Here is a 24,370-nt window from a genome sequence, read left to right as displayed (position 1 = left end):
TACAGGAGAGAGTTATGTATCCCGTTGACCTGCATATGCATACCGTCGCCAGTACCCACGCCTACAGCACCTTAAGTGATTACATCGCTGAAGCCCATCGCAAAGGCATCAAGCTGTTTGCCATAACCGATCATGGACCGGACATGGCGGATGCGCCTCATCACTGGCACTTTATTAATATGCGCATTTGGCCTCGTATCGTCGATGGCGTAGGGATCCTGCGCGGTATCGAGGCGAATATTAAGAATATTGAAGGCGAAATCGACTGTTCAGGTCCGATGTTTACCTCCCTGGATCTCATCATCGCGGGCTTCCATGAGCCGGTTTTTGCACCTCACGATAAAGACACCAATACCCAGGCAATGATAGCCACGATGGCCAGTGGTCACGTGCACATCATCAGCCATCCGGGGAATCCCAAATATCCCGTGGATATCACAGCGATTGCGCAGGCGGCGGCAAAATACCAGGTCGCGCTGGAAATCAATAACTCCTCGTTTTTGCATTCGCGTAAGGGGAGTGAGGACAATTGTCGCGCGGTCGCAGCGGCGGTGCGTGATGCCGGGGGCTGGGTGGCGTTAGGCTCGGATTCACATACCGCTTTCACACTGGGAGAATTTGGTGAATGCCGTAAAATTCTGGATGATGTAAATTTCCCGGAAGACAGAATTTTAAACGTCACACCTAAACGCCTGCTGGCGTTTCTGGAATCGCGAGGCATGGAGCCGATCGCGGAATTTGCTGAACTGTAATTGTTACTAACTGGAATATATCAATGAACGAGTTTTCTATCCTGTGTCGTGTACTGGGCTCGCTGTTTTACCGCCAACCGCAAGACCCTTTACTGGTTCCTCTGTTTACCCTGATTAGTGAAGGTAAACTGTCCGCCAATTGGCCGCTGGAACAGGACGAACTGCTCACTCGTCTGCAGAAAAGCTGCGATATGCCTCAGTTGGCTGCGGATTACAACGCGCTGTTTGTCGGCGACGAGTGTGCGGTGCCGCCTTATCGTAGCGCCTGGGTAGAAGGGGCGAAAGAATCCGATGTTCGTGCATTTCTTTCTGCCCGCGGAATGCCGCTGGCAGATACGCCTGCAGATCATATTGGCACGCTGTTGCTAGCGGCTTCATGGCTTGAAGACCAGTCTGCGGAAGATGAAAGTGAAGCACTCGAAACCTTGTTTGTGGAATACCTGTTGCCCTGGTGCGGCACGTTCCTTGGCAAAGTTGAAGCGCATGCAAACACACAGTTCTGGCGTACCATGGCACCGTTAACGCGTGATGCCATTGGCGCGATGTGGGACGAATTGCAGGAAGATACCGAAGAGTAAATGTGATTTAGATCACTTTAAACTGCAACTCAAATTACATCATTGCATGAATTGTGTGCACGATCTCATTCCCATGCCGTTTTTCTGCTAAGATACGCGGCATGAACATACTTCTCTCAATTGCAATCACAACGGGCATTCTCTCTGGGATTTGGGGATGGGTGGCCGTATCTCTTGGTTTACTCAGTTGGGCTGGCTTTCTGGGCTGCACGGCCTATTTTGCCTGTCCGCAGGGTGGGCTGAAAGGGCTGTGGATCTCGGCGTGTACGCTGCTAAGCGGTGTGGTGTGGGCGTTGGTGATTATTAACGGTAGCGCGCTTGCCCCGCATATGGACATTATTGGTTATGTCATGACGGGAATTGTCGCGTTTCTCATGTGTATTCAGGCAAAGCAATGGTTGCTTTCATTTGTGCCGGGCACCTTTATTGGCGCATGCGCAACGTTTGCAGGGCAGGGTGACTGGCAGTTGGTCGTGCCTTCTCTGGCGCTGGGGCTGGTATTCGGCTATGCGATGAAAAACAGCGGATTGTGGCTGGCATCTCGTCGTGAGAATCGGCTATCGTCGACGCTGACCAGTAAATAAAAAAAGCGTGAGGGTTTTCCTCACGCTTTTTATGCTGTATCGACCACTCAGGATTCCGGAGGTACCGACAAATGGCGGTATTTAACCAGGATGTCATTATCAACTTGTTTCTTATCCTGCAAATCCCACAATCCGCGATCAATCCCGTCATTAATCAGGAAGATAACACCGGTTTCAATTGCTGACATCAGACAAAGCATAACCGGTTCGTTAGAGGTGTAGCCAATTTCACCTTCCAACAGTCGCTGGTAGTCAATGAAGCGGAATACCCCAGCCTGCACTTCATAAGACAAGATAGTTTTGCTGGTATTCACCGATGAGAGGATTTCACCGGTACTAACGTTAACCACACGCAGGTTGACCGCTATCTGGTCGAGCTGGTACTGCGTATCGGCGCCAATACCGAAATAGCGCGCACCAACGCCACCCGATTTAACGTTGCTTTCATAACCAATAATTGACCCTTCTACCATGATGTTTGCCGCGGTCAGAGACTGCAGAGGGATCCGGTTATTAATGGCAACTGTGCCGTTTTCCTGAGCCGCACGAATGATTTTTCGTTCGTTAAGCAAGTTCTGCAATCCCTGACGTTCCAGCGGGACGAACCAACGAGAATCCTTCAATGCGGTGACAAGCATCGCCGTGGCGCTTTGCGGGACGGCGGTTGAGAAGTTACTTGCCGGATAAGGTTTAAACTGGCCAGTCTCATCCTGAATATTGTATACCGAGACAAATATCTTACCTGTAGGCATGGGCAGGTGCGTCAAGTCTTTATAGCTTTGGGCTCGGGGCATTAATGTCGGCTTAGCGGCTTCTTGCGGCGGGGCTGTTAAACATCCGCTGAGTAAAATTACTGCCACCATGATAAGTAAGCGCTGCATGATTTTTTCCTTTCGTGGCTATAATTTAGAAATCGGTCGACTGATTTTGTAAACCCGAAACTTCAATAGTCGACGTTCTCCCCGTTTTCCTGTCCGTGACATTCAGTTGCAGTTGTCCATCCCGGTTGGCGATATCAACGATAAAATCGCTGGTTACCATCCTTCCCGGCTTACCGGTATTGATATTGGTAAGTAAGCCACCGAGTATTTGTGACTGTATCGCCTGGGTAAAGTTATCCAGCGCTGTTGGGGTTTCAATCCCGTAGTCGCCGGCACTCGGATCTTTATACGAGTTTTGCGCCTGGGCGCTGTTCAGTAAAAAAGAGCCGTTATTTGGGTTACCACCAAAGTTAGGATTGCGGAACTGGAACGTCATATTTCCGGCCCAACTTAATGGTGAAATCAGCATGAGCAAAACCACTGCATGTTTGACACGCATGAAAGCCTCCGGACAAAATCATGTTTTAGAATTCATCGCGCGCTAAATCGCTCGTGCTTAATAGTGTTTGATCTATTTGCCGACGATTTAATGCTTCCTCTGTTTCTGCCAATGCAAAGACCACAATTTTGTCGAAGTCTCTTTTCGTCGGGAATAAAAAAGTCTGGAAGATAACGTCCTGATTGACCGTTATGGTGATCCAACTTCCCCAACGTGCACTGGGTCTTTCATTAATGGTTAAGTTTCCTGTGTACTTACTTTCCCACTTGTCACTAAAGGCCCGGTAAAAATCATGGCCAATGGAAGAGACAGTGTGGTCAGTTAACAGTCCGGGAACCTCCACCTCTACAGCCGCGTGTAGATTCCCGGCAGCAAGGAACAAATTTGCTGCCACAATCCAGGTCAAATAGCGTTTCATGGCTTTATCGCCTGAGGTTATCATTGGCCCACGAGACCGCCTGCGTACGATTTTTGACAGCTATCTTTTTGAAAAGATTATAAAGATGTGTTTTCACCGTATTTTCACTAATAAATAGTGAACGCGCGATTTCAATATTTGAGGCGCCGATACGCAGTTTATTAAGGATCTCTTTTTCACGGTGCGTAAGTAATGCCGACTCCGTGCTGTTATAGCGGTAGTTCCCGGAATGCGTGATCAGGTAGCTGGCGAGCTTTTGCGAAAAGTAACATTCGCCCCGCAACACACCCTGCAAACCGCTGACTACACGCTGCTCATCTTCAGTTGCGTAAAATACGCCATTGATATGCGGCCAGTTTTCAATATCCCGGTAAGGATAATCATCTGGGGTATTCAACAATAAAGTTTTTATATTGTTGTTTTTTCTGCTCAAATTATCTTGCCAGTAATGGATCAGTTTTTTATCTGCCTCCATCATATCCAGTAAAACAATGCAGCTGGAGGATATATCATCCAGAGAACGTTGAATATTATGTAGTTTTCCGGTTAACGCCAGCGATTGCTTTAAATGCTGTAATAACGCAGTTGCCTGCAGGGATGGTTTAGTGATCAACAATAATGTATGACCATGAATACTATGGACTTCATTAAACATGATGAAACTCCACTTTTTTAGTCGCACACCTGACAGTTGCCTCTACTAAAATAGAGGCACCAGAAGTACTGACAGATGTTGCACTGCTGTGTAGAAATAAAACTTCGACCCAACGGGGTGAAAATATTAAAACAAATGGACTTCAACTGATTTCAATCTAGCTATTACAAATCTTAAAGCAAGTGTTAAACATGTTACATAATGTAAATTTATATATTAAAATGTGATTTTTGCGTTTTTGTGGAGTTTAGATTTGATAGTAAAGTTGTACATTTTAGCGTTATTGCATAGATTTAAAAAATCATACAAATTATAATATCTTGTTGAATTTTAATGGATAAAATTATAATTAGATGGTTTTAGATTTCTAATGAATTTTGATTTTATGGTCTCACTTTAAGTTGAACAATTTTAGATAGAAAAAAATGACACTTGTCACGACTTGTACCGAGGACAATCCCACTACCGTCTGCAAGGCCCAGAAAACGCGGGAAACGCGTTTTTTTGTTACTGCATAGAAATTCAGTCATTGGGTTACAAAAGAAATAAAATCTAGAGCTATAACGGTGTTAATTGCGGTTAATTAGTACTTTGGGGTGAATCTGGATATAAAAATACAACTGGTGGGTGAGTTATTTAAAATGTTTCAACGGACATACTCTTCATCGTAACGTGGCGTTAACAAATGTAAGTCACGTTAACAATAATTTGAGTGGTAAATAATTTAACCTTATGTACGACCAGGTCCAGGGTGACAACATGAAAAACAAGTTGTTATTTATGATGTTTACAATGCTGGGTGTGCCTGGGATTGCATCCGCTACAAGTTATGATTTAGCTAACTCAGAATATAACTTTGCGGTAAATGAATTAAGTAAGTCTTCATTTAATCAGGCAGCCATTATTGGTCAGGTTGGCACTGCGAACAGTGCAAATACTCGACAGGGGGGCTCGAAGTTATTGTCGGTTATTTCGCAAGAAGGTTCTGGTAACCGAGCGAAAACAGACCAGACGGGATCATATAACTTTGCATATATTGATCAAACGGGTAGTTCCAATGACGCGAGTATTAAACAAGGTTCATACGGTAATACGGCGGTAATTATCCAGAAAGGTTCTGGTAATAAAGCCAATATTACTCAGTACGGTACACAAAAAACAGCAGTTGTGGTGCAGAGACAGTCGCAAATGGCAATTCGCGTTACTCAACGCTAATCCATTAACGACGATTAAATCAATCCGATGGGGGTTTACCATGAAACTTTTAAAAGTGGCAGCATTCGCAGCAATCGTAGTTTCTGGCAGTGCTCTGGCTGGTGTTGTTCCGCAATGGGGCGGCAATCATCATGGTGGCGGTAGTAATTATGGCCCAGACTCTTCACTGAGTATCTACCAATATGGGTCAAACAACGCTGCGAATGCTCTGCAAAGTGATGCGCGTAAATCAGATGTCACCATCACACAACAGGGGCGCGGTAACGGGGCTGTAGTTGGTCAGGGCGCTGATGACAGTACCATTAGCCTGAAACAGACTGGCTTCCAGAACAATGCCACTATCGATCAGTGGAATGCTAAAAATGCTGATATTAGTGTAACCCAGTTCGGTGGCCGTAACGGTGCGTTGGTTAATCAGACCGCTTCTGACTCCAATGTGCTGATTCAGCAAGTTGGCTTTGGCAACAACGCTACAGCTAACCAACACTAATTCAGTTTCTGACTGATAATAAACAGGGCGTGAGCCCTGTTTTTTTTTCGGGAGAATATGATGCATACGCTATTACTCATTGCCGCGCTGGCAAATCAAATAACATTCAATACTACTCAGCAAGGTGATATGTACACCATTACTCCTCAGGTGACGTTAACCCAACCGTGCGTATGTGAGGTACAAGTCCTTGCCATACGTAAAGGGCAGGGGGGACAAAGCCAGTCGCAGCAGAAAATAAGCCTTTCGGTCCCTGCTAATCGACCGATTGAATTAACCAAACTGAGCTTTAATATTTCATCTGAGGACTCGGTCAAAATTATCGTTACCGTTTCAGATGGGCAGTCTCTGCATCTGTCGCAACAATGGCCTGACTCAAACAGTCACCCATAATTTTTTGCTGTATTTGCATTAAGGGTGTGGCTGGGAATGCGCTGCTGTTCTATGAATATAGAAGCGTGTGAGCGTTTGTATTTGATCGTTAATCGTAGCGGTGAAGGATCATTTCGATCCCTCAAAGATGGCTAATCGTTGAGGAACCCTTATGTGTACATTATTAAAGCGTATTTTAAGTACCAGTTTATGTGCTTTTTCTCTTTTAACCCTCCCTGCAATTGCGCAGCAAATCACAACCGGCGGGGTTATTCATTTTCGCGGAGCGATAGTTGAATCACCTTGCGACGTTAACAGACAGCAGCAGCAAATTGAATTGTCATGTATCCGCAACGGCACCAACCAGAATAGTCTTTACAACCCGCAGCAGCTCGCGACAGCCCCTCAGAATGTGCAGGAAATTGCCACAGTCAAAATGCACTACCTCAATGAACAGAAAAACATGGCGATTCTTAATATTGAATATAAATGACTCGCTGTGGCGTAGATATGCACACTTACGGTTAAAAAGAGAGATTTAAGGGAAAACCCTGCTGTACACTTAACGAATGGTGTTTTGTCAGGGGGAACTTATGCAATCACGTGTTCATGTGTTACATGGCGATATTACGACTGTCGCTGTTGATGTGATTGTCAATGCGGCGAATTCATCGCTACTGGGAGGTGGTGGCGTCGATGGCGCAATCCATCGCGCTGCCGGACCAGCATTGCTGGAGGCCTGCAAACAGGTTATCCAGCAACAAGGAGAATGCCCGACAGGGCATGCGGTTATCACTCTGGCGGGGGCGCTTGCGGCAAAAGCGGTCATTCATACCGTAGGACCGGTCTGGCAAGGGGGAGGTCATCATGAGGCCGAACGCCTCGAAGAAGCTTACTTAAACACCCTGCAACTGGCCCTGGCCAATGGTTATCACTCCATTGCTTTTCCGGCGATTAGCACCGGGGCTTATGGCTATCCACGCGCCGCAGCGGCAGAAATAGCGGTGAAAACGGTGCTGAAATTTATTACCCGCCGCGTACTTCCTGATCAGATATACTTCGTGTGCTTTGATGACGAAAACGCTCAACTTTATAAGAGATTGCTAACACAACAAGGTGATGATCACACGGACTGATATGACGCGACTTGAGCGTGCCATCACGCCCCTTTGCGAAGACCACCCGGGAGAATGCGGCATTCTTGCGTTGGATGACAGCCTGGATGCGTTTGCTGCTCGCTATCGGTTAACGGAAATGGCGGAACGTACCCTGGATGTGCAGTATTACATCTGGGAAAACGACATGTCCGGGCTATTGTTATTTTCCGTTCTGCTGGCCGCAGCGAAGCGGGGCGTACGGGTGCGTTTGCTGCTGGATGATAACAACACGCCGGGTCTGGACGACACGCTGCGTCTGCTGGATAAGCACCCCAATATAGAAGTTCGCCTCTTCAATCCGTTTTCCTTTCGCATCCTGCGCGCGCTGGGCTATTTAACCGATTTTGCCCGGCTTAATCGGCGCATGCACAATAAAAGTTATACCGCTGACGGCGTGGTGACTCTCGTTGGTGGGCGTAATATTGGCGATGCCTATTTTGGCGCGGGTGAGCAACCGCTATTTTCCGACCTGGACGTCATGGCTATCGGGCCGGTTGTCAAAGATGTGGCAGATGATTTTGAGCGTTACTGGCACTGCCGCTCGGTTTCAACGTTACAAAATGTGCTTGAGATGTCCGAGCCAGATTCTGTGCAGCGTATTGAGCTACCCGAAACCTGGTATAACGATGATATTACCCGCCGCTATCTGCATAAGCTGGAAACCAGCCAGTTTATGTCCAGTCTTGATCAAAGGTCGCTGCCGCTGATTTGGGCCAAAACGCGTTTGCTGAGCGATGATCCTGCAAAAGGAGAAGGGAAAGCGCCGCGCCACTCGCTATTACCGCAGCGTTTGTTTGACGTAATGGGCTCGCCGACCGAACGTATTGATATTATTTCTGCCTACTTTGTGCCGACGCGTGCCGGTGTGGCGCAGCTCCTGAGACTGGTAAGAAAAGGCGTCAAGATTGCCATTTTAACCAATTCACTGGCGGCGAATGATGTGGCGATCGTCCATGCGGGCTATGCGCGCTGGCGAAAAAAACTGCTGCGCTACGGTGTAGAATTATACGAACTTAAACCGACCCGCGATCGCGTCTCGGTCGTTCACGATCGTGGATTAACCGGTAATTCAGGGTCCAGCCTGCATGCGAAAACGTTCAGTATTGATGATCGCAAAGTGTTTATCGGCTCGCTTAATTTTGATCCTCGTTCGACGCTGCTCAATACGGAAATGGGATTTGTGATTGAGAGTGAAGTGCTGGCCGAATTGATTCATAAACGGTTTATGCAAAGCCAGCGTGATATGGCCTGGCAGCTACGCCTTGACCGTTGGGGGAGAATTAATTGGGTCGACCGACTTTCTGGCAGTGAACAGGTCCTGAAAAAAGAACCCGCCACAGGATTCTGGAAGCGGGTTCTGGTAAAGCTGGCGTCCGTGTTACCCATTGAATGGCTGCTTTGAACCACACAATGATTGAGGGAAAAACTAGCCGGCTACGGCCTTGTTTTTATCCTGCTTAACGGGCGGTTTACCCGAAAAGAGAAACTTCAGCACCGGTATGCGTAAATGGATTTCGTACAGTATTACCGCAATCCCAACCACAAACAGCAGACCGCAGAGAAAACCCAGCAGATTCGACGTGATATGCGGTGTGATGTAAGCGCCAAAAAACAGCGTTAACGGGTGATGCACCAGATAGATAAACAGCGACGCGTTGACAAAATAGGTCACGCGGGCAGACTGAAAATTAAGCAAACGGTGACCCAACGAAAAGACGACGTTCACCATCCACAGTCCCATGACCATGGTAATGACATATTCGGTTTCATACATCCAGGCATCGCCGTTGCCATAACGCTGATTGAGCAGGTATGCCACAAATGCGAATGCAGCACCGAGCGTGCAACCGCGTGACGGCGTGGTAAACAGCGCTTTCAGATTCGGGTTGATAAACGCCAGTGCGCCGAGGATAAAGAACGGCGCATAGAACAGCGTTTGCATAACGATAAAATTGAACATGCCATCGCTGAGAATCGAAGGGTAGAGGATGAAAATTGTCCTTCTGACGGTAGCGTAACCGACACCTAATAATATGAAAATCAGCGTTAATTTAGTCATCGAGACCGCCGGGGCGCTGGCGGCGTCGCTACGCGTCAGTCTGTTTTTCATCTGGGTGAACACCCACATGCTCACGGTCGTTAATACGACCAGAACCAGTAAAAACCACAGATGGGAAATCAGCTCCCAGGCCAGCGCATTGTATTTATCGTAGCCGCTGAGAGTATGCCAACTGTCTGCTTTTCCTTTTACGTATTGCAGCATGATAAATTGCGGCAGCGTAAGTAATGGAATCGCGGTCAGCATCGGGATCCCCACGCGTTCTACACGCACCTTCCACCAGCGCTTTAGCGGATAGCGCAAAAATAGCATGTAGGAAAAATAACCCGAAATGACAAAGAAGACTTGCATGCGAAAAGCATGGATAAAGTCGTTAAACAGGGTCAACCACCACGACGGTTCAGCGCTGTTCACGTGCCAGGTGTGGGTCGAGTAAATCAATGAAATATGGAATGGGATCCCTAACAACATTAGCCAGGCACGGATGGAGTCAAGAAAATATTCGCGTGGTGGTGATACAGAGCTCATAGACAGTTATGTATTCTCAGACTTTTCGTCTTATCCCTAAGACGAATAATGGTTACATTCGAGGGCAACCCTACACGAAGTCCAACAACCTGTCTCCAGGATAAGCACGCAAAGTGAAAACAGGTAGTTGAACCTGATTAAACCATGAGCCAGCGCGCGAACAATACAGGGATTCAGTTGTCGGAATACCCGATTATCCATTAAAATGGATCGGATCAATATAAGCACACAAAGGGGGAAGTGCTTACTAATTATGAAACATAAACTACAAATGATGAAAATGCGTTGGTTGGGTGCAGCAGTTATGTTAACGCTGTACACATCATCGAGCTGGGCGTTCAGCATCGATGATGTTGCAAAACAAGCTCAATCCTTAGCCGGTAAAGGCTATGAGGCGCCAAAAAGTAACTTGCCCTCCGTTTTCCGCGACATGAAATATGCGGATTATCAGCAGATCCAGTTTAACCGCGATAAAGCCTACTGGAGTAATCTCAAGACCCCATTTAAGCTCGAGTTCTACCACCAGGGTATGTACTTCGACACGCCGGTCAAAATCAACGAAGTTACCGCTACAGCGGTGAAAAGAATCAAATACAGCCCGGATTATTTTAATTTTGGCGATGTTCAGCATGATAAAGACACGGTAAAAGATCTCGGTTTCGCCGGGTTCAAAGTGCTGTATCCGATCAACAGCAAAGATAAAAACGACGAAATCGTCAGCATGCTCGGTGCCAGCTATTTCCGTGTTCTGGGGGCAGGGCAGGTCTACGGTCTGTCTGCGCGCGGTCTCGCGATTGATACCGCTCTGCCTTCTGGCGAAGAATTTCCCCGCTTCCGTGAGTTTTGGATCGAGCGTCCGAAACCGACTGACAAACGTTTGACCATTTATGCCTTGCTGGATTCTCCGCGCGCAACCGGAGCGTATCGCTTTGTCATCATTCCGGGTCGTGACACGGTAGTCGATGTTCAGTCCAAAGTTTATCTGCGCGACAAAGTGGGCAAGCTGGGCGTGGCACCGTTAACCAGTATGTTCCTGTACGGACCAAACCAGCCTTCTCCGGCGACCAACTATCGTCCGGAACTGCATGACTCTAACGGTTTGTCGATCCACGCTGGCAACGGCGAGTGGATTTGGCGTCCGCTGAATAACCCGAAACATCTGGCGGTGAGCAGCTTTGCGATGGAAAACCCGCAAGGTTTCGGCCTGCTGCAGCGTGGCCGTCAGTTCTCGCGTTTTGAAGATATCGACGATCGTTACGATCTGCGCCCAAGCGCCTGGATCACGCCAAAAGGTGATTGGGGTAAAGGTAAGATTGAGTTAGTTGAAATCCCAACTAACGATGAAACGAACGATAACATCGTTGCGTACTGGACGCCGGATCAACTGCCTGAAGCTGGTAAAGAGATGAACTTCAAGTACACCCTGACGTTCACGCGTGACGAAGACAAGCTTCATGCCCCTGATAGCGCCTGGGTCCAGCAGACTCGTCGTTCTACCGGTGATGTAAAACAGTCTAACCTCATTCGTCAGCCTGATGGCACCATCGCGTTTGTGGTGGACTTTACCGGCACGGATATGAAAAAGCTGCCGCAGGATACCCCGGTTACCGCACAAACCAGTATTGGCGACAACGGCGAGATCGTTGAAAGTACTGTGCGCTACAACCCGGTCTCTAAAGGTTGGCGTTTGGTATTGCGCGTGAAAGTGAAAGACGTGAAGAAAACCACTGAAATGCGTGCTGCCTTGGTCAATGCCGATCAGACGCTGAGTGAAACCTGGAGCTACCAGTTACCTGCCAATGAATAAGACAACTGAGTATATTGACGCAATGCCGCTTTCGGATATCGAAAAAGCGGCACTGCCGAAAACTGACATCCGCGCCGTTCATCAGGCGCTGGATGCCGAGCATCGTACGTACTCGCGCGAAGATGATTCACCGCAGGGTTCGGTGAAAGCTCGCCTGGAGCAGGCGTGGCCGGATTCTCTGGCCAAAGAGCAGTTGGTTAAGGACGATGAGGGGCGCGATCAGCTGCAGGCGATGCCAAAAGCAACGCGTACCTCTATGTTCCCCGATCCCTGGCGTACCAACCCGGTTGGCCGCTTTTGGGATCGCCTGCGCGGGCGCGATGTGACTCCGCGTTATCTTTCGCGTTTGACGAAAGAAGAACAGGAGAGCGAGCAAAAATGGCGTACGGTTGGCACCATCCGCCGCTATACGTTGTTAATCTTAACGCTGGCGCAAACGGTCGTCGCAACCTGGTATATGAAGACGATCCTTCCTTATCAGGGTTGGGCATTCATTAATCCTGTTGACATGATGGGGCAGGATTTATGGGTCTCCTTTATGCAACTGCTGCCCTACATGCTCCAGACCGGCATTCTCATTTTGTTTGCCGTGCTTTTCTGTTGGGTTTCAGCAGGATTCTGGACCGCGCTGATGGGCTTCCTGCAACTGTTGATTGGGCGAGATAAGTACAGTATCTCCGCCTCAACGGTTGGGGACGAACCGTTAAATCCCGAGCACCGGACCGCGTTGATTATGCCGATCTGTAACGAGGACGTTGACCGCGTATTCGCGGGACTTCGCGCCACGTGGGAGTCGGTCAAAGCGACGGGCAACGCCGAGCATTTTGATGTTTACATCCTGAGCGACAGCTACAACCCCGATATCTGCGTAGCAGAACAAAAAGCGTGGATGGAGCTGATTGCCGAAGTGCAAGGCGAAGGGCAGATTTTCTACCGTCGTCGTCGTCGCCGCGTGAAGCGTAAAAGCGGTAACATTGATGACTTCTGCCGTCGCTGGGGAAATCAGTACAGCTACATGGTGGTGCTGGACGCTGATTCCGTGATGAGCGGTGACTGTCTGAGCGGGCTGGTGCGCCTGATGGAAGCGAATCCAAATGCCGGGATTATCCAGTCTTCACCGAAGGCTTCCGGTATGGATACGCTGTATGCGCGCTGTCAGCAGTTTGCGACCCGTGTTTATGGTCCGTTGTTTACTGCTGGACTTCACTTCTGGCAATTGGGGGAATCGCACTACTGGGGTCATAACGCGATTATTCGCGTGAAGCCGTTTATCGAACACTGTGCGCTTGCGCCGTTACCGGGCGAAGGCTCGTTTGCGGGTTCGATTCTCTCCCATGACTTCGTCGAAGCGGCGTTGATGCGTCGTGCCGGCTGGGGCGTGTGGATTGCTTACGATCTGCCGGGCTCTTATGAAGAGCTACCGCCGAACCTGCTGGATGAACTCAAGCGTGACCGTCGCTGGTGTCATGGCAACCTGATGAACTTCCGTCTGTTCCTGGTGAAGGGGATGCACCCGGTTCACCGTGCGGTGTTCCTGACCGGCGTTATGTCCTATCTGTCCGCGCCGCTGTGGTTTATGTTCCTCGCGTTATCGACCGCATTGCAGGTGGTGCATGCGTTGACGGAACCACAGTACTTCCTGCAACCGCGCCAGCTGTTCCCGGTATGGCCGCAGTGGCGTCCTGAACTGGCGATCGCGCTGTTTGCTTCTACGATGGTACTGCTGTTCCTGCCGAAGCTGCTGAGTATTTTGCTCATCTGGTGTAAAGGGACGAAAGAGTACGGCGGGTTTATCCGCGTCACGCTGTCGCTGCTGCTGGAGGTTCTGTTCTCCGTGCTGCTGGCGCCGGTGCGTATGCTGTTCCATACCGTCTTTGTCGTGAGCGCCTTCCTCGGTTGGGAAGTGGTGTGGAATTCGCCACAGCGTGATGACGATTCCACTCCGTGGGGTGAAGCATTTATGCGTCACGGTTCTCAGTTACTGCTGGGGCTGGTGTGGGCGGTAGGTATGGCCTGGCTGGATCTGCGTTTCCTGTTCTGGCTGGCGCCGATTGTCTTCTCGCTGATCCTGTCGCCGTTTGTTTCCGTGATTTCCAGCCGTTCCACGGTTGGGTTACGTACCAAGCGCTGGAAGCTGTTCCTGATCCCGGAAGAGTATTCTCCGCCGCAGGTGCTGGTGGATACGGATACCTACCTGGTGATGAACCGCAATCGTACACTGGACGACGGCTTTATGCATGCGGTGTTTAACCCGTCATTTAACGCACTGGCAACGGCAATGGCGACTGCACGTCACCGCGCGAGTAACGTGCTTGAGATTGCCCGTGACCGCCATGTGGAGCAGGCGCTGAACGAAACGCCGGAGAAACTAAACCGTGACCGCCGTCTGGTGCTGTTGAGCGATCCGGTGACGATGGCGCGTTTGCACTATCGCGTCTGGAATTCACCTGATAAGTATTCTTCGTGGGTGAATTACTACCAGGGACTGACCCTGAATCCGCTGGCGCTCAGGAAAAAATAAGCGTTACGTAACGTGAAAATACCGGCCTGGTGCCGGTATTTTTTTATACTAAATAAAAGAGCCGTGAGGTATCAGGTGCGAATATTGGCAGTGGCAATCATGGTGTGCTTGCTGAGCGGATGCGGCAGTATTATTAGCCGAACTATCCCAGGGCAAGGGCACGGAAACCAATACTATCCTGGTGTGCAATGGGATGTCCGGGACTCCGCGTGGCGCTACGTCACCATCCTCGACCTGCCATTTTCGCTGGTGTTTGATACCTTGCTGCTCCCGCTCGACATTCACCACGGACCTTACGAGTAGCTATCGCTCATCCCATTCATCGGCCGCGGTCTGACCCTCTTCGGTATCCAGGGGAGGTTCCAGCTGGAATTCACCTTCATCCCATTCGTGAAGCGTGTTTTCTTCCTGCCACTCCTGACGGATCTCAATTTCATCATAGTCGCCATCAAAAACGCTTTGGGCCGCTTCACCACTCAGCATTGGCAGGCATTCACCCTCTCCCTCATCCTCGTCAGCAAAGAATTCCGCCTGCCACATAATGTCACCATCCTGTAGCACGTATTTTTGTACGCTTAGCTGTTGAACGCTGGCTTCGTCGGGCTCAAGGTCAGGGTTATCAGCCAGAAATTCTTCACGAGCGGCATCAATGGCTTCTTCCAGCGTGGCATACATGGTCATCAGAGTCTCCCTTTGATTTAATGAGGTATTCAGGGAAATAATAGTTGATTCTCCGATATTGCAAGTATGAATGCACAAAAATCATCCCGTGGCCTCAGTGTTCCGGCGACGGCGCAGACTATTCCACGAGTAGAAAGCGTTAAACAGTACGACGCCCGCGGTCACACAGAAGACGGCGCGAAAACCGTAGTTGGCGGAAATTGCCGCCCCCATTAACGGCCCCGTTACGTTACCGATATCGCGAAATGACTGGTTATAACTGAAAATACGCCCGGCGATCTGATTGGTCGAGTTATAGACCAGCAGCGTTTGCACAGCCGGGAGCAGAGCCCCGTCAGCGGCCCCCAATAAAAAGCGCAGAACGGCAAGTTGCCAGGGCGATTGTACAAACGACATTGGAATAAGCAGCAGCACGGAGATGACCAGAGCAACAATCAGGATCTTCTCCGGGCCAATTCGATCACCTAATTTGCCGAGCCGCGGGGCGCTGATTAACGCAGCCACGCCAGGTACGGAAGCAATCATCCCGCTGATAAAGGCGATGTTACTGACGTTGCCAGCCAGCTCTCGAACGTACAGCGTCAGAATTGGCGCGATGGACCCGGTTGCCACCTGGATTATCAGCGTTGTGACAAACAGGCTCAGCACCAGTTTGGGATTTTTTAACGAGGCCACGACTTCGCGAATGTGCAGCATCTCTTTCTTGCTCACCGGTTGGAAACGTTCGCGAATAAAAAATAGCGTCAGGATAAAACAGAGCAGCAGCACGCTGGCGGTGATGAAAAATACCGGGCGTAGTCCGTACTGATCCGCGAGCAGCCCGCCTGCCAACGGTCCGAGCAGTGCGCCGCTGACGCCGCGGTGGAAAGCGTTCCCAGCGCCCAGCCGCTTTTATTGCGCGGAACCTGGGTGGCGATGAGTGCATTGGCGTTGGGAATGAAACCGCCGAGCAGACCCAACAGGGCACGCAGGACCAGGAACTGCCAGATATTTTGCGCCAGCCCCATCAGCAGCATCACAATCGCCATACCCAATGCGGAACGCAGCAGCATGATTTTTCGCCCTTTGCGATCGGCAAGGCCACCCCAGAAAGGAGAGGCGATGGCGGAAAAGAGAAAAGTGATGCTGAAGACCAGACCTGACCACATATTCAGGGCGCTATGACCCGTGACGCCGAGGCTCTCGACATAGAGGGGCAAAAAGGGCATAACCAGGCTAAATGCTGCACCGGTTAAAAAACAACCCAACCAGGCAACGGTGAGGTTACGTTTCCAGTTTATGGGAGCATCTGAGGGTGACATAGCGTTCCGCAGTGTGGCGCGCTGTTTGCGCTATCGATTGAATATAAGCAAGCAGGCTAATTATGCGCCTGGTTGATAGTTGCTGCAATGCGGATAGCAGTTAAACCTAAAGCGGGCGGGGGAGGTGTTGCAGTCCACAGGACTGCAACCGTGCTTTAGTACAGGGAAGGTGAACCTTCGGGGCGCGTCTTGAAACGACGGTGTAGCCACATGTACTGCTCTGGGGCCATCATGATGCATTGCTCAACAATCTTATTCATCCACGCAGCCGTAGTCTCCGCGTTGTCTAACGGCGGTGAACACTCCGGAGGCAGCATAATCAATTGATAACCTTTACCGTCTGGCTTGCGACGAGGAACAAACGGTACCAGGCAGGCATTCGACATGCGTGAAAGCATCCAGGTCCCGGAGGTTGTTGCGGCCTGTTCAACAGCAAAAAGCGGGACAAATACGCTGGCGCGGGGACCGTAGTCATGATCCGGCGCGTACCAGACCACTTCGCCTTTTTTCAACGCTTTAATCATTCCTTTCAGGTCTTTACGATCGAGCATTGATTTATTAGAGCGCATACGACCCCAGGTTTGTAGCCAGTCGAGCAGTGGGTTGTCGTTAGGGCGATATACGCCTATCCCCGGCTCCTGCAAACCAAACTGACGCGCACCCAGTTCAAGGGTCAGAAAGTGCAGACCCACTAACAAAATTCCCCGCTTTTGCGCCTGAACGTCGCGGATATGTTCCATCCCGATAACTTCCGTCCAGCGTGAAATGCGCTTGTCAGACCAAAACCAGGCCATTCCGGTTTCCATCACGCCCATGCCCACGGACTCGAAGTTCTTGATGATCATCTGCTGGCGTTCCTGCTCGCTCATTTGCGGGAAGCACAGTTCCAGATTACGGGAAACAATTTTTGCCCGACGTTTCATCAAACGTAATGCCAGACGACCTAATGCGCAGCCCAACTTGTAAAGAACCGGGTAGGGTAACTGCACGATTAACCAAAGGATGCCAATGCCCAGCCAGGTTAACCAATAACGTGGATGCAGTAACGCAGCCGAAAACTTGGGTAAATTCGTCATGTCTATCCTGTCTTCAAACGACCAATTGCCTGTATTGTCGCATTTTTTCGCGCATATCAAAAATTTGTGACGGGAGAACGGTGATTAAACCAGCAATTGTTGTTGCACTTTTATATTGGAGTAAGAAATGTAGCGTAAAATGTGTGGATGTAAATTGGCGGTGTTTGCTTTATTATGCCGCCGATTTTCATTTTCTCCCTATTTGCAGGATACGTACACCATGCCAGTGTTACACAACCGCATTTCGAACGATGCGCTCAAAGCCAAAATGTTGGCTGAGACCGAGCCGCGCACGACGATCTCATTCTATAAATATTTCACCATCGCCAATCCTCAGCACACACGTGATGCGCTGTACCAGATGTTCACTGCATTGAACGTCTTCGGGCGCGTTTATCTTGCCCATGAAGGAATCAATGCGCAAATCAGCGTACCGCAAAGCAACGTCGGGGCATTCCGCCAGCAGCTTTATGCGTTTGATCCCGCATTCGCCGGGTTACGTCTGAATATCGCGCTGGATGATGATGGTAAATCGTTCTGGGTGCTGCGCATGAAAGTGCGTGAACGCATCGTGGCGGATGGCATTGATGATCCGCAATTTGACGCCAGCAACGTAGGTGATTACCTGAAGGCGGCGGAAGTAAACGCCATGCTGGACGATCCTGACACGGTATTCATTGATATGCGCAACCACTATGAATATGAAGTGGGCCATTTCGAGAATGCGCTAGAAATCCCGGCAGACACGTTCCGCGACCAGTTACCGAAAGCCGTTGAAATGATGCAGGCGCATAAAGATAAAAAAATCGTTATGTATTGCACAGGCGGGATCCGTTGTGAGAAAGCCAGCGCCTGGATGAAACACAACGGATTTAGCAAAGTCTGGCACATTGAGGGCGGTATTATTGAATATGCCCGCAAGGCACGTGAACAGGGGCTTCCTGTACGTTTTGTCGGTAAAAACTTCGTTTTTGATGAGCGTATGGGCGAAAGGATTTCTGAAGATGTTATTGCGCATTGCCATCAGTGCGGAACGGCGTGTGACAGCCATACTAATTGCAAAAATGATGGCTGCCATCTGTTGTTTATCCAGTGTCCGGCCTGCGCGCAGAAGTATAACGGCTGCTGTAGCGAGTTGTGTAGCGAAGAGAGTAAGTTGCCGGAAGAAGAGCAACGTCGTCTTCGAGCAGGACGTGAAAATGGCAACAAAATATTTAATAAGTCACGCGGTCGTCTGAATACCAAACTGGGTATTCCGGACCCTGCGCAATAGTCATCATGCCGGATGGCGGCTTTAGCCCCATCCGGCAACTCATACGTTACTTCTGTTGGACGCCTTCCACTGAGATGATCAGATCGACTTCCTGAGACGCCGGGCCGAGATCGGTTGTGATGTTGAAGTCCTTCAGCTTAATTTTACCTTCTGCTTCAAAACCCGCACGCGTGCCACCCCACGGATCGCCGCCCTGACCGATCAGCTTCGCATCCAGCGTAACCGGTTTAGTGACGCCGTTCAGGGTGAGATTACCGGTGATATCCAGGTCGTTCCCCTCTTTCTTCACGCTGGTAGAGCTAAAGGTCGCCTGCGGGAATTTGGCCACGTTAAGGAAATCTGCGCTGCGCAGGTGCTTGTCGCGTTCGGCGTGATTGGTGTCAACGCTGTTGGTGTTGATGGTGACGTTAACCTTATCGGCTGCGGGATTTTTCTCATCAAAGGTAAAAGTCCCGTCGAAATCTTTAAATGTGCCGTACAGCCAACTGTAACCCAGGTGCTGAATACGGAAATTAACAAAGGCATGCTGTCCTTCTTTGTCAATTTTGTAATCTGCCGCCACGGCTGACCCGGTGGTGAATAACAGAGAGGCGAGTGTAAGTCCCAGCAGGTTTTTTTTCATTTTAAGCTCCATAGTCAGATGACGATTTTCCCAACATGCGATTCAGGGTATCGTCGTTATCGATAAAGTGATGTTTCAGGGCCATCAGTCCGTGCAGAAGCGATAAAACCACCACGGTCCACGCAAGCCACAGGTGCAGACTACCGGCGAGGTCGGCCTGAGCGCCCGCATTGGCAAGGGTGGCAGGAATGTCGAACCAACCAAATACGCTTATCGCTTTGCCATCAGCGGTCGAAATCAAATACCCGCTGATGACAATTGAAAAGAGCAATGTGTATAGCGCGAGGTGACCCAGTGCCGCCGCGATGCGGGTGAAACGGGAATAACTTGCCAGCGCAGGAGGAGGAGGGGAGATCAACCGCCAGACGACGCGGATAACCAGCCCCATCATGAGCATAACGCCGATGCTTTTATGCAGTTCAGGGGCCTGGTGATACCAGCCGTCGTAATAGCTGAGTGTGACCATCCACAATCCCAGCGCAAACATGCCATATACAGCAATCGCAATCAGCCAGTGTAAAGCGGCAGACACCACGCCATAGCGTTGTGGAGTATTATTGAATTGCATAAGTGCACCGTTAGATATTTCAGAAGTGAATGAAAATGGCGCGTAAAAGACATTAATGCAACTAATAAATAACAATAATGATGATATTTGTTTTTGATTCAATAAAATTGATTGAATTGTGAAGTAATCATCAAGGAATTAGTAGGGATGGATGACATTAAGGCGTGGTTTCTGGGGGGTTAAGGTATTTTTCTTGTTCAGTTAATTGCAATGAAAATTAAGTTAATATCAGTTTATGTCAATTAGTGTCAGCGTTACGGGTTCAGAAAAACATAATATATATCACATCCATAATTGCCAGCAGCGACCATAAAATAATGTAGAGCATAAGATGCTCGCGAATATTATTAACCAGATAGTGAAAGATGCGGCGCATCAACGTTATTCCTGTCATTAAAAATGGCCTCACCAACGAGGCCATTCATTTATTATCGCTTAAAACGACTTAGCCTGAAGGGCGTCAGGTCAAAGTCAGACGATTTGTCCTGGGCGAAGTCAGCCGCAATCTCTCCGAGGACGGAGGCAAACTTAAAGCCATGTCCGCTCAGCCCGGTGATGATCAGCGTGTTGTCATGCTCCGGTAGAGTATCAATAATAAAGTCTTCATCTGGTGAGTTATCATAGGTGCAGGACGCACCGTGCAGACAGCAACCCACGCCTGGCAGTATTGTACGCAGGAATGGGAAGGCTTCAGAACCATCGCTGGCTACAGCGGCAAACGGCTTGCGCTCTTCTGCCGAATGAATTACCTGTCCGCCATTGTGCTTACCAATTTTTAGCTCGTCGTTTTCTGCCGGGAAACCGTAGAATTGATCGCCATTTGGTAGCTCCCCGGTGAAGGCAGGGAAGTTATTCTTAACGCTGTAACGCCCATCGGCTTGATACCAGGCGAACACTTTGCGTACCGGTTGTATCGGTAGTTCAGGGACTAATGCCTGTACCCAGGTTCCGGCGCTGATCACCGCTTTTTGCGCGTGATAGTCACCATCGGCGGTTTCTACCGTGACGCCATCATCACTATGACGAATTGCGCTGACCGGGCATTTAAATAGCTGCGCACAGCCTGCTTCCTCCGCCAGACGGATCCAGGTTTTAATCGCTAACTCACTACGTAAAAAACCAGACTCCGCTTCAAACAGACCGATATAGTTTTCAGGTACGCGAATCTCTGGCCAGCGCGCCATAATGGCTGCTGCATCCAGTTGTTCAACATTGAGTTGCCACTGTTTTGCGCTTTGCGCCGCGGTCGCTAAGAAGGTTGAATCTGCCGGACCAAGGTTGATGACACCAGAGCGCACAAAAATCGGCTCTTCATTTTGGGTGGATAATTCATCCCATAATGTTTGCGCACGTAGCACCAGCGGAACATATTTTTCACCTTCGCCATAGGCATGACGAATTAATCGAGTGTCGCCGTGGTGGCTGCCCTGCTGATGCGGTGGCATATGCGCATCGATCATCAGAACCTTCAGACCGGCGCGAGTGGCATAGTATCCGGCTGCGGCACCCACGGAACCGCTGCCAATTATGATTAAGTCGTATTTCATCCGCTTCTCTCTGCAATCGCGATAGTAGCAGGGTAAATAAGTGACCCGGAATATTCAACCTGGAAATAAGAAAGGCACCGGAAAGGTGCCTTTTGATGGTTGGATGTATCAGATTTAATGTCGCTGATACTCATTTACCTGGTAATCGCCGGATTCAATTTTAGCGATTCCTGCTTCTAATATCGAAATAAATTGCCTGGCAACATCAGTGGTTAACCAGAGCGTTTGACCAACTTCAGTCCCATCCGGGTCTGGACGATTCGGGGTCTGGTAGTGCAAACGCAGCATCAGCGCATCGTAGCTATCAACAGTGCTGATGTCCCATCCTACTAACGGATGAGTCTGAATGACTTCATTATTCTTTTCCATCATGCCCCCTAATTCGTGTTACTAGACAACGGTTTTCGAGGTTCAATGCGTTTTTTCTGAAGCAACTTCAGTATATCAATAAATAAGGGTATTCATTGAAAATTTAAAGAGGTAAGCACATAAAATTTTCGTTTTCAGCGTTATCTGACTAACAAACCGACATGTTATTCATTTTTTTTAAGCATGTTGCACAATTATTTTGGTGTTGTGGTTAAAAGATAGCCAGGAATTTATTATTAAAATATCAGTTTGCCAGAAGGAATGAACTATTGATTAAAAGATGGTGTGTATAAAAAAGCCGGGGCGACCCGGCAAACAAACATCACTGCATATCATTATTTATTCATTGATGAACCAGTCATCCGCGCTTTCCCAGGTCTCCTGGAGGATCTCGCTGATGCGTTCTTTATCCTCTTTGGTGGCACCAATAACCGACAGATTGTTTGCGCCGGCATAACGGACGATAACGTTACCTTCGTTATCCGGAAAATGGTGCTGAATACGGCGGGAGAGTTCACCTGCCAGCGCGTCAATTGCACCAGCAGGTAAAGGTGAAGTTTTGGCAATAGTGACTTCAATACGCATAGTAGCCCCCTGTGGAATATACTGTTTATTTATACAGTTATTCTCACCAGTTGGCTACACTTTTTTTAGCTTTTCACGGACCAGTGTACCGTTTCGCCACCCAGGAAAGGCACCAGCGTATCATCTTGCAGCGCAATGCTCTCCGGGACCTGGTGCTCCACGCGTTCCAGCTCAATAAAGGTTTCATTCACCGGCAAACCGTAGAACTGTGGGCCATTGAGTGAGCAGAAGGCTTCAAAATGGTCCAGTGCATTCATCTCTTCAAATACGGTGGCATAACTGCCCAGTGCGGTCGGCGCATTAAAGCAGCCCGCACAGCCACAGCTTGACTCTTTACGATGACGCGCATGCGGCGCTGAGTCGGTACCGAGGAAGGCGCGGTTAAACCCGCTGGCGACCAGCTCACGCAGCGCCTGTTGATGGACGTTACGTTTGAGGATCGGCAGGCAGTACAGATGAGGGCGAATCCCGCCGACCAGCATGTGGTTGCGGTTAAACATCAGGTGCTGCGGCGTAATGGTCGCCGCCAGAAGGTCGTTGCCGTCGCGCACGTATTCGGCAGCATCTTTAGTCGTGATATGTTCGAACACCACTTTCAGCGCAGTTAAACGCTGACGCAGTGGTTCCATCACAGTTTCAATAAAGCGCGCCTCGCGATCGAAAATATCGATATCCGCATGCGTCACTTCGCCGTGCACCAGCAGAGGCATACCCAATTTTTCCATCCGCTCCAGCACTGGCATGATGGCATCAATAGAGGTTACGCCATGCGTCGAGTTGGTGGTGGCATTGGCCGGATAGAGTTTTGCGGCGGTGAACACGCCTTCGTTGAATCCACGTTCCAGCTCATTGGGATCCAGCGTATCCGTTAAGTAGCAGGTCATTAATGGCGTGAAGTCGTGTCCGGCAGGTACCGCGTCAAGAATTCGCTGGCGGTAAGCGATAGCCGCGTCCACCGTGGTGACGGGCGGAGCCAGGTTCGGCATGACAATGGCGCGGCCATAAACTTCGCTGGTATAGGGCACGACAGTTTTTAACATGTCGCCATCGCGAAAGTGAAGATGCCAGTCGTCTGGGCGGCGGATCTTTAAAACCTGGGATGGTGCAGTCATCAATATGCTCCGGCTGAGGATAGTCTTTTTTGCCGGAAACAAAGGATAAGCGGAAACGTTTTCGTTTGCACGAAAAAAAAGGGCGCATCGGCGCCCTCTGTCATATTAGTCGGTGAACGGGATAATGATTTCTCCCGGTTTCACCTCAATGCCTTTCGCCAGTTTTTTCGCCAGCGCTTCCCCCTGGCTGCTGTCATCCCGCAGAATGTACGCCGGCTGCTGGTTGAAATAGTTGCGCAGCGACTGATTTAAATAAGGCATCAGCGTTTGCAGTACTGACTGCATTTTTTCCGGCGTGACGGTAGCGTCCACGACTTCCATTTCTTGCAGATAAATCGCGCCTTTTTCTTTATTGAAAACCGGTAAGGCTTTTAGCTTCAACTTCATGGTCGCTTTCTGACTGCCAAACAGGGAGTTCATGTCCAGGTTGGCGTCTCCGGTCAGCGTCACTTTATTGGGTTCTTCACGACCTATCTGGCTGGCGAGATTGTTCAGTACGATATGTGCTTCAGCGACGCCAGGCAAACCGATATCTTTTGAAAAGTTATTATTCTTCGCCAGGGCCTGATTAATCTCTTGCTCGCTAACCGTGTATTGCGTGAGTTGATTACAACCAACCAACAGGCCGCTGACAATTAGTGCAGCAGCAAAAAAAAACTTTTTCATGGGGTTCCTCAACATGATGCTTGTGGTGTAATCGTGACACAAAGCATCATCGAGCACCAGCGCTGCGGGTAACAGCAGAAAAAACTGAAAAATGCGCGTACGCCAGATTGGCTA

Annotated in this window: 28 protein-coding genes and 1 pseudogene; 13 read left to right on the top strand and 16 right to left on the bottom strand. The window is 49.5% G+C overall.

Annotation, left to right across the window (positions count from 1 at the left end; translation table 11 throughout):
* The first annotated feature begins 14 nt into the window (after positions 1-14).
* The 3 genes from OGV65_RS07225 (at position 15) to OGV65_RS07215 (ending at position 1,914) form a co-directional block, all read left to right on the top strand.
* Positions 15-752, top strand: a complete 738-nt coding sequence (locus OGV65_RS07225) for a phosphatase (RefSeq protein ID WP_016156173.1) — start codon at positions 15-17, stop codon at positions 750-752.
* A 23-nt stretch (positions 753-775) separates the two neighbouring features.
* The gene (locus OGV65_RS07220; RefSeq protein ID WP_016152596.1) at positions 776-1,330 is read left to right on the top strand and encodes a TorD/DmsD family molecular chaperone; all 555 of its coding nucleotides are present in this window, start codon (positions 776-778) and stop codon (positions 1,328-1,330) included.
* Positions 1,331-1,431: 101 nt separating this feature from the next.
* The gene (locus tag OGV65_RS07215) at positions 1,432-1,914 is read left to right on the top strand and encodes a DUF1097 domain-containing protein (RefSeq protein WP_016156175.1); all 483 of its coding nucleotides are present in this window, start codon (positions 1,432-1,434) and stop codon (positions 1,912-1,914) included.
* 47 nt (positions 1,915-1,961) lie between these two features.
* On the opposite strand, the gene csgG is transcribed toward OGV65_RS07215, so the two are convergent.
* The 4 genes from csgG to csgD are packed head-to-tail and all read right to left on the bottom strand — an operon-like array spanning position 1,962 to position 4,307.
* A complete protein-coding gene (csgG, locus tag OGV65_RS07210; RefSeq protein WP_016152598.1) occupies positions 1,962-2,795 on the bottom strand; it encodes a curli production assembly/transport protein CsgG in 834 nt (277 codons plus the stop codon).
* A gap of 25 nt (positions 2,796-2,820) precedes the next feature.
* Complete coding sequence (gene csgF, locus OGV65_RS07205) at positions 2,821-3,234, bottom strand: curli production assembly/transport protein CsgF (RefSeq protein WP_016152599.1); 414 nt, start codon at positions 3,232-3,234, stop codon at positions 2,821-2,823.
* Positions 3,235-3,259: 25 nt separating this feature from the next.
* Entirely contained in the window at positions 3,260-3,652 is a 393-nt protein-coding gene (gene csgE / locus OGV65_RS07200) for a curli production assembly/transport protein CsgE (RefSeq protein ID WP_016152600.1), read from the bottom strand.
* A 4-nt stretch (positions 3,653-3,656) separates the two neighbouring features.
* Complete coding sequence (gene csgD / locus OGV65_RS07195) at positions 3,657-4,307, bottom strand: biofilm master transcriptional regulator CsgD (RefSeq protein ID WP_003036091.1); 651 nt, start codon at positions 4,305-4,307, stop codon at positions 3,657-3,659.
* Between the two features lie 759 nt (positions 4,308-5,066).
* Here csgD and csgB point away from each other — a divergent pair.
* The 6 genes from csgB to OGV65_RS07165 all read left to right on the top strand — a co-directional run bounded on the left by csgB (position 5,067) and on the right by OGV65_RS07165 (position 8,943).
* Positions 5,067-5,522 (top strand): curli minor subunit CsgB, encoded by a 456-nt coding sequence (csgB, locus tag OGV65_RS07190; RefSeq protein WP_019076446.1) that lies wholly within the window; start codon positions 5,067-5,069, stop codon positions 5,520-5,522.
* Positions 5,523-5,562: 40 nt separating this feature from the next.
* Positions 5,563-6,012, top strand: a complete 450-nt coding sequence (gene csgA / locus OGV65_RS07185; protein WP_016156176.1) for a curli major subunit CsgA — start codon at positions 5,563-5,565, stop codon at positions 6,010-6,012.
* 60 nt (positions 6,013-6,072) lie between these two features.
* Positions 6,073-6,405 carry a curli assembly chaperone CsgC gene (csgC, locus tag OGV65_RS07180; protein WP_153690757.1) on the top strand — a complete coding sequence of 111 codons (333 nt, stop codon included), beginning with the start codon at positions 6,073-6,075 and terminating at the stop codon, positions 6,403-6,405.
* A 151-nt stretch (positions 6,406-6,556) separates the two neighbouring features.
* Positions 6,557-6,877, top strand: a complete 321-nt coding sequence (locus OGV65_RS07175) for a YmdA family protein (RefSeq protein ID WP_016152603.1) — start codon at positions 6,557-6,559, stop codon at positions 6,875-6,877.
* 100 nt (positions 6,878-6,977) lie between these two features.
* Positions 6,978-7,520 carry an O-acetyl-ADP-ribose deacetylase gene (gene ymdB, locus OGV65_RS07170; protein ID WP_286454782.1) on the top strand — a complete coding sequence of 181 codons (543 nt, stop codon included), beginning with the start codon at positions 6,978-6,980 and terminating at the stop codon, positions 7,518-7,520.
* Positions 7,504-8,943 carry a phospholipase D family protein gene (locus OGV65_RS07165; RefSeq protein WP_286454781.1) on the top strand — a complete coding sequence of 480 codons (1,440 nt, stop codon included), beginning with the start codon at positions 7,504-7,506 and terminating at the stop codon, positions 8,941-8,943. The genes ymdB and OGV65_RS07165 overlap by 17 nt, the downstream gene beginning before the upstream one ends.
* Positions 8,944-8,967: 24 nt before the next feature.
* Here the strand turns inward: OGV65_RS07165 and mdoC are convergent, their stop codons facing one another.
* A complete protein-coding gene (gene mdoC, locus OGV65_RS07160; RefSeq protein WP_141875059.1) occupies positions 8,968-10,128 on the bottom strand; it encodes a glucans biosynthesis protein MdoC in 1,161 nt (386 codons plus the stop codon).
* 271 nt (positions 10,129-10,399) lie between these two features.
* Between mdoC and mdoG the strand changes: the two genes are divergently transcribed.
* The 3 genes from mdoG (at position 10,400) to OGV65_RS07145 (ending at position 14,759) form a co-directional block, all read left to right on the top strand.
* The gene (mdoG, locus tag OGV65_RS07155; protein ID WP_087121841.1) at positions 10,400-11,935 is read left to right on the top strand and encodes a glucans biosynthesis protein MdoG; all 1,536 of its coding nucleotides are present in this window, start codon (positions 10,400-10,402) and stop codon (positions 11,933-11,935) included.
* The gene (mdoH, locus tag OGV65_RS07150; protein ID WP_019076449.1) at positions 11,928-14,456 is read left to right on the top strand and encodes a glucans biosynthesis glucosyltransferase MdoH; all 2,529 of its coding nucleotides are present in this window, start codon (positions 11,928-11,930) and stop codon (positions 14,454-14,456) included. The genes mdoG and mdoH overlap by 8 nt, the downstream gene beginning before the upstream one ends.
* A gap of 75 nt (positions 14,457-14,531) precedes the next feature.
* Entirely contained in the window at positions 14,532-14,759 is a 228-nt protein-coding gene (locus OGV65_RS07145; RefSeq protein WP_016152609.1) for a YceK/YidQ family lipoprotein, read from the top strand.
* Here the strand turns inward: OGV65_RS07145 and OGV65_RS07140 are convergent, their stop codons facing one another.
* From OGV65_RS07140 to OGV65_RS07130, 3 genes and pseudogenes are all read right to left on the bottom strand, one after another.
* Complete coding sequence (locus tag OGV65_RS07140) at positions 14,760-15,137, bottom strand: MysB family protein (protein ID WP_016152610.1); 378 nt, start codon at positions 15,135-15,137, stop codon at positions 14,760-14,762.
* Between the two features lie 81 nt (positions 15,138-15,218).
* Positions 15,219-16,438, bottom strand: a pseudogene (mdtG, locus tag OGV65_RS07135) (multidrug efflux MFS transporter MdtG).
* Between the two features lie 155 nt (positions 16,439-16,593).
* The gene (locus OGV65_RS07130) at positions 16,594-17,514 is read right to left on the bottom strand and encodes a Kdo(2)-lipid IV(A) acyltransferase (protein ID WP_016152612.1); all 921 of its coding nucleotides are present in this window, start codon (positions 17,512-17,514) and stop codon (positions 16,594-16,596) included.
* A gap of 220 nt (positions 17,515-17,734) precedes the next feature.
* On the opposite strand from OGV65_RS07130, the gene trhO reads away from it, so the two are divergent.
* Positions 17,735-18,787 carry an oxygen-dependent tRNA uridine(34) hydroxylase TrhO gene (gene trhO / locus OGV65_RS07125; protein ID WP_286454780.1) on the top strand — a complete coding sequence of 351 codons (1,053 nt, stop codon included), beginning with the start codon at positions 17,735-17,737 and terminating at the stop codon, positions 18,785-18,787.
* Positions 18,788-18,833: 46 nt separating this feature from the next.
* On the opposite strand, the gene OGV65_RS07120 is transcribed toward trhO, so the two are convergent.
* From OGV65_RS07120 to OGV65_RS07085, 8 genes are all read right to left on the bottom strand, one after another.
* Positions 18,834-19,409 (bottom strand): YceI family protein, encoded by a 576-nt coding sequence (locus tag OGV65_RS07120; protein WP_016152614.1) that lies wholly within the window; start codon positions 19,407-19,409, stop codon positions 18,834-18,836.
* Position 19,410: 1 nt separating this feature from the next.
* Positions 19,411-19,977: a cytochrome b gene (locus tag OGV65_RS07115; RefSeq protein ID WP_049282343.1), complete on the bottom strand. Its 567-nt coding sequence runs from the start codon at positions 19,975-19,977 to the stop codon at positions 19,411-19,413.
* Between the two features lie 262 nt (positions 19,978-20,239).
* Entirely contained in the window at positions 20,240-20,353 is a 114-nt protein-coding gene (locus OGV65_RS07110; protein ID WP_003036148.1) for a YceO family protein, read from the bottom strand.
* A gap of 52 nt (positions 20,354-20,405) precedes the next feature.
* The gene (solA, locus tag OGV65_RS07105; protein WP_047501073.1) at positions 20,406-21,524 is read right to left on the bottom strand and encodes an N-methyl-L-tryptophan oxidase; all 1,119 of its coding nucleotides are present in this window, start codon (positions 21,522-21,524) and stop codon (positions 20,406-20,408) included.
* 114 nt (positions 21,525-21,638) lie between these two features.
* Positions 21,639-21,893, bottom strand: a complete 255-nt coding sequence (gene bssS / locus OGV65_RS07100; RefSeq protein ID WP_003036154.1) for a biofilm formation regulator BssS — start codon at positions 21,891-21,893, stop codon at positions 21,639-21,641.
* Between the two features lie 339 nt (positions 21,894-22,232).
* The gene (gene dinI, locus OGV65_RS07095; RefSeq protein WP_141875060.1) at positions 22,233-22,478 is read right to left on the bottom strand and encodes a DNA damage-inducible protein I; all 246 of its coding nucleotides are present in this window, start codon (positions 22,476-22,478) and stop codon (positions 22,233-22,235) included.
* Positions 22,479-22,543: 65 nt separating this feature from the next.
* A complete protein-coding gene (gene pyrC, locus OGV65_RS07090) occupies positions 22,544-23,590 on the bottom strand; it encodes a dihydroorotase (RefSeq protein ID WP_049259720.1) in 1,047 nt (348 codons plus the stop codon).
* A gap of 105 nt (positions 23,591-23,695) precedes the next feature.
* Positions 23,696-24,256 (bottom strand): lipoprotein, encoded by a 561-nt coding sequence (locus OGV65_RS07085; protein ID WP_016152618.1) that lies wholly within the window; start codon positions 24,254-24,256, stop codon positions 23,696-23,698.
* Between the last annotated feature and the right edge of the window lie 114 nt (positions 24,257-24,370).

It is taken from the genome of Citrobacter sp. Cb004, assembly GCF_030337065.1.
GTDB classification, from domain to species: Bacteria; Pseudomonadota; Gammaproteobacteria; order Enterobacterales; family Enterobacteriaceae; genus Citrobacter; species Citrobacter braakii.
The sequence above is the reverse complement of the archived record's forward strand: the minus strand, read 5'-3'. Positions and strand labels throughout refer to the sequence as shown.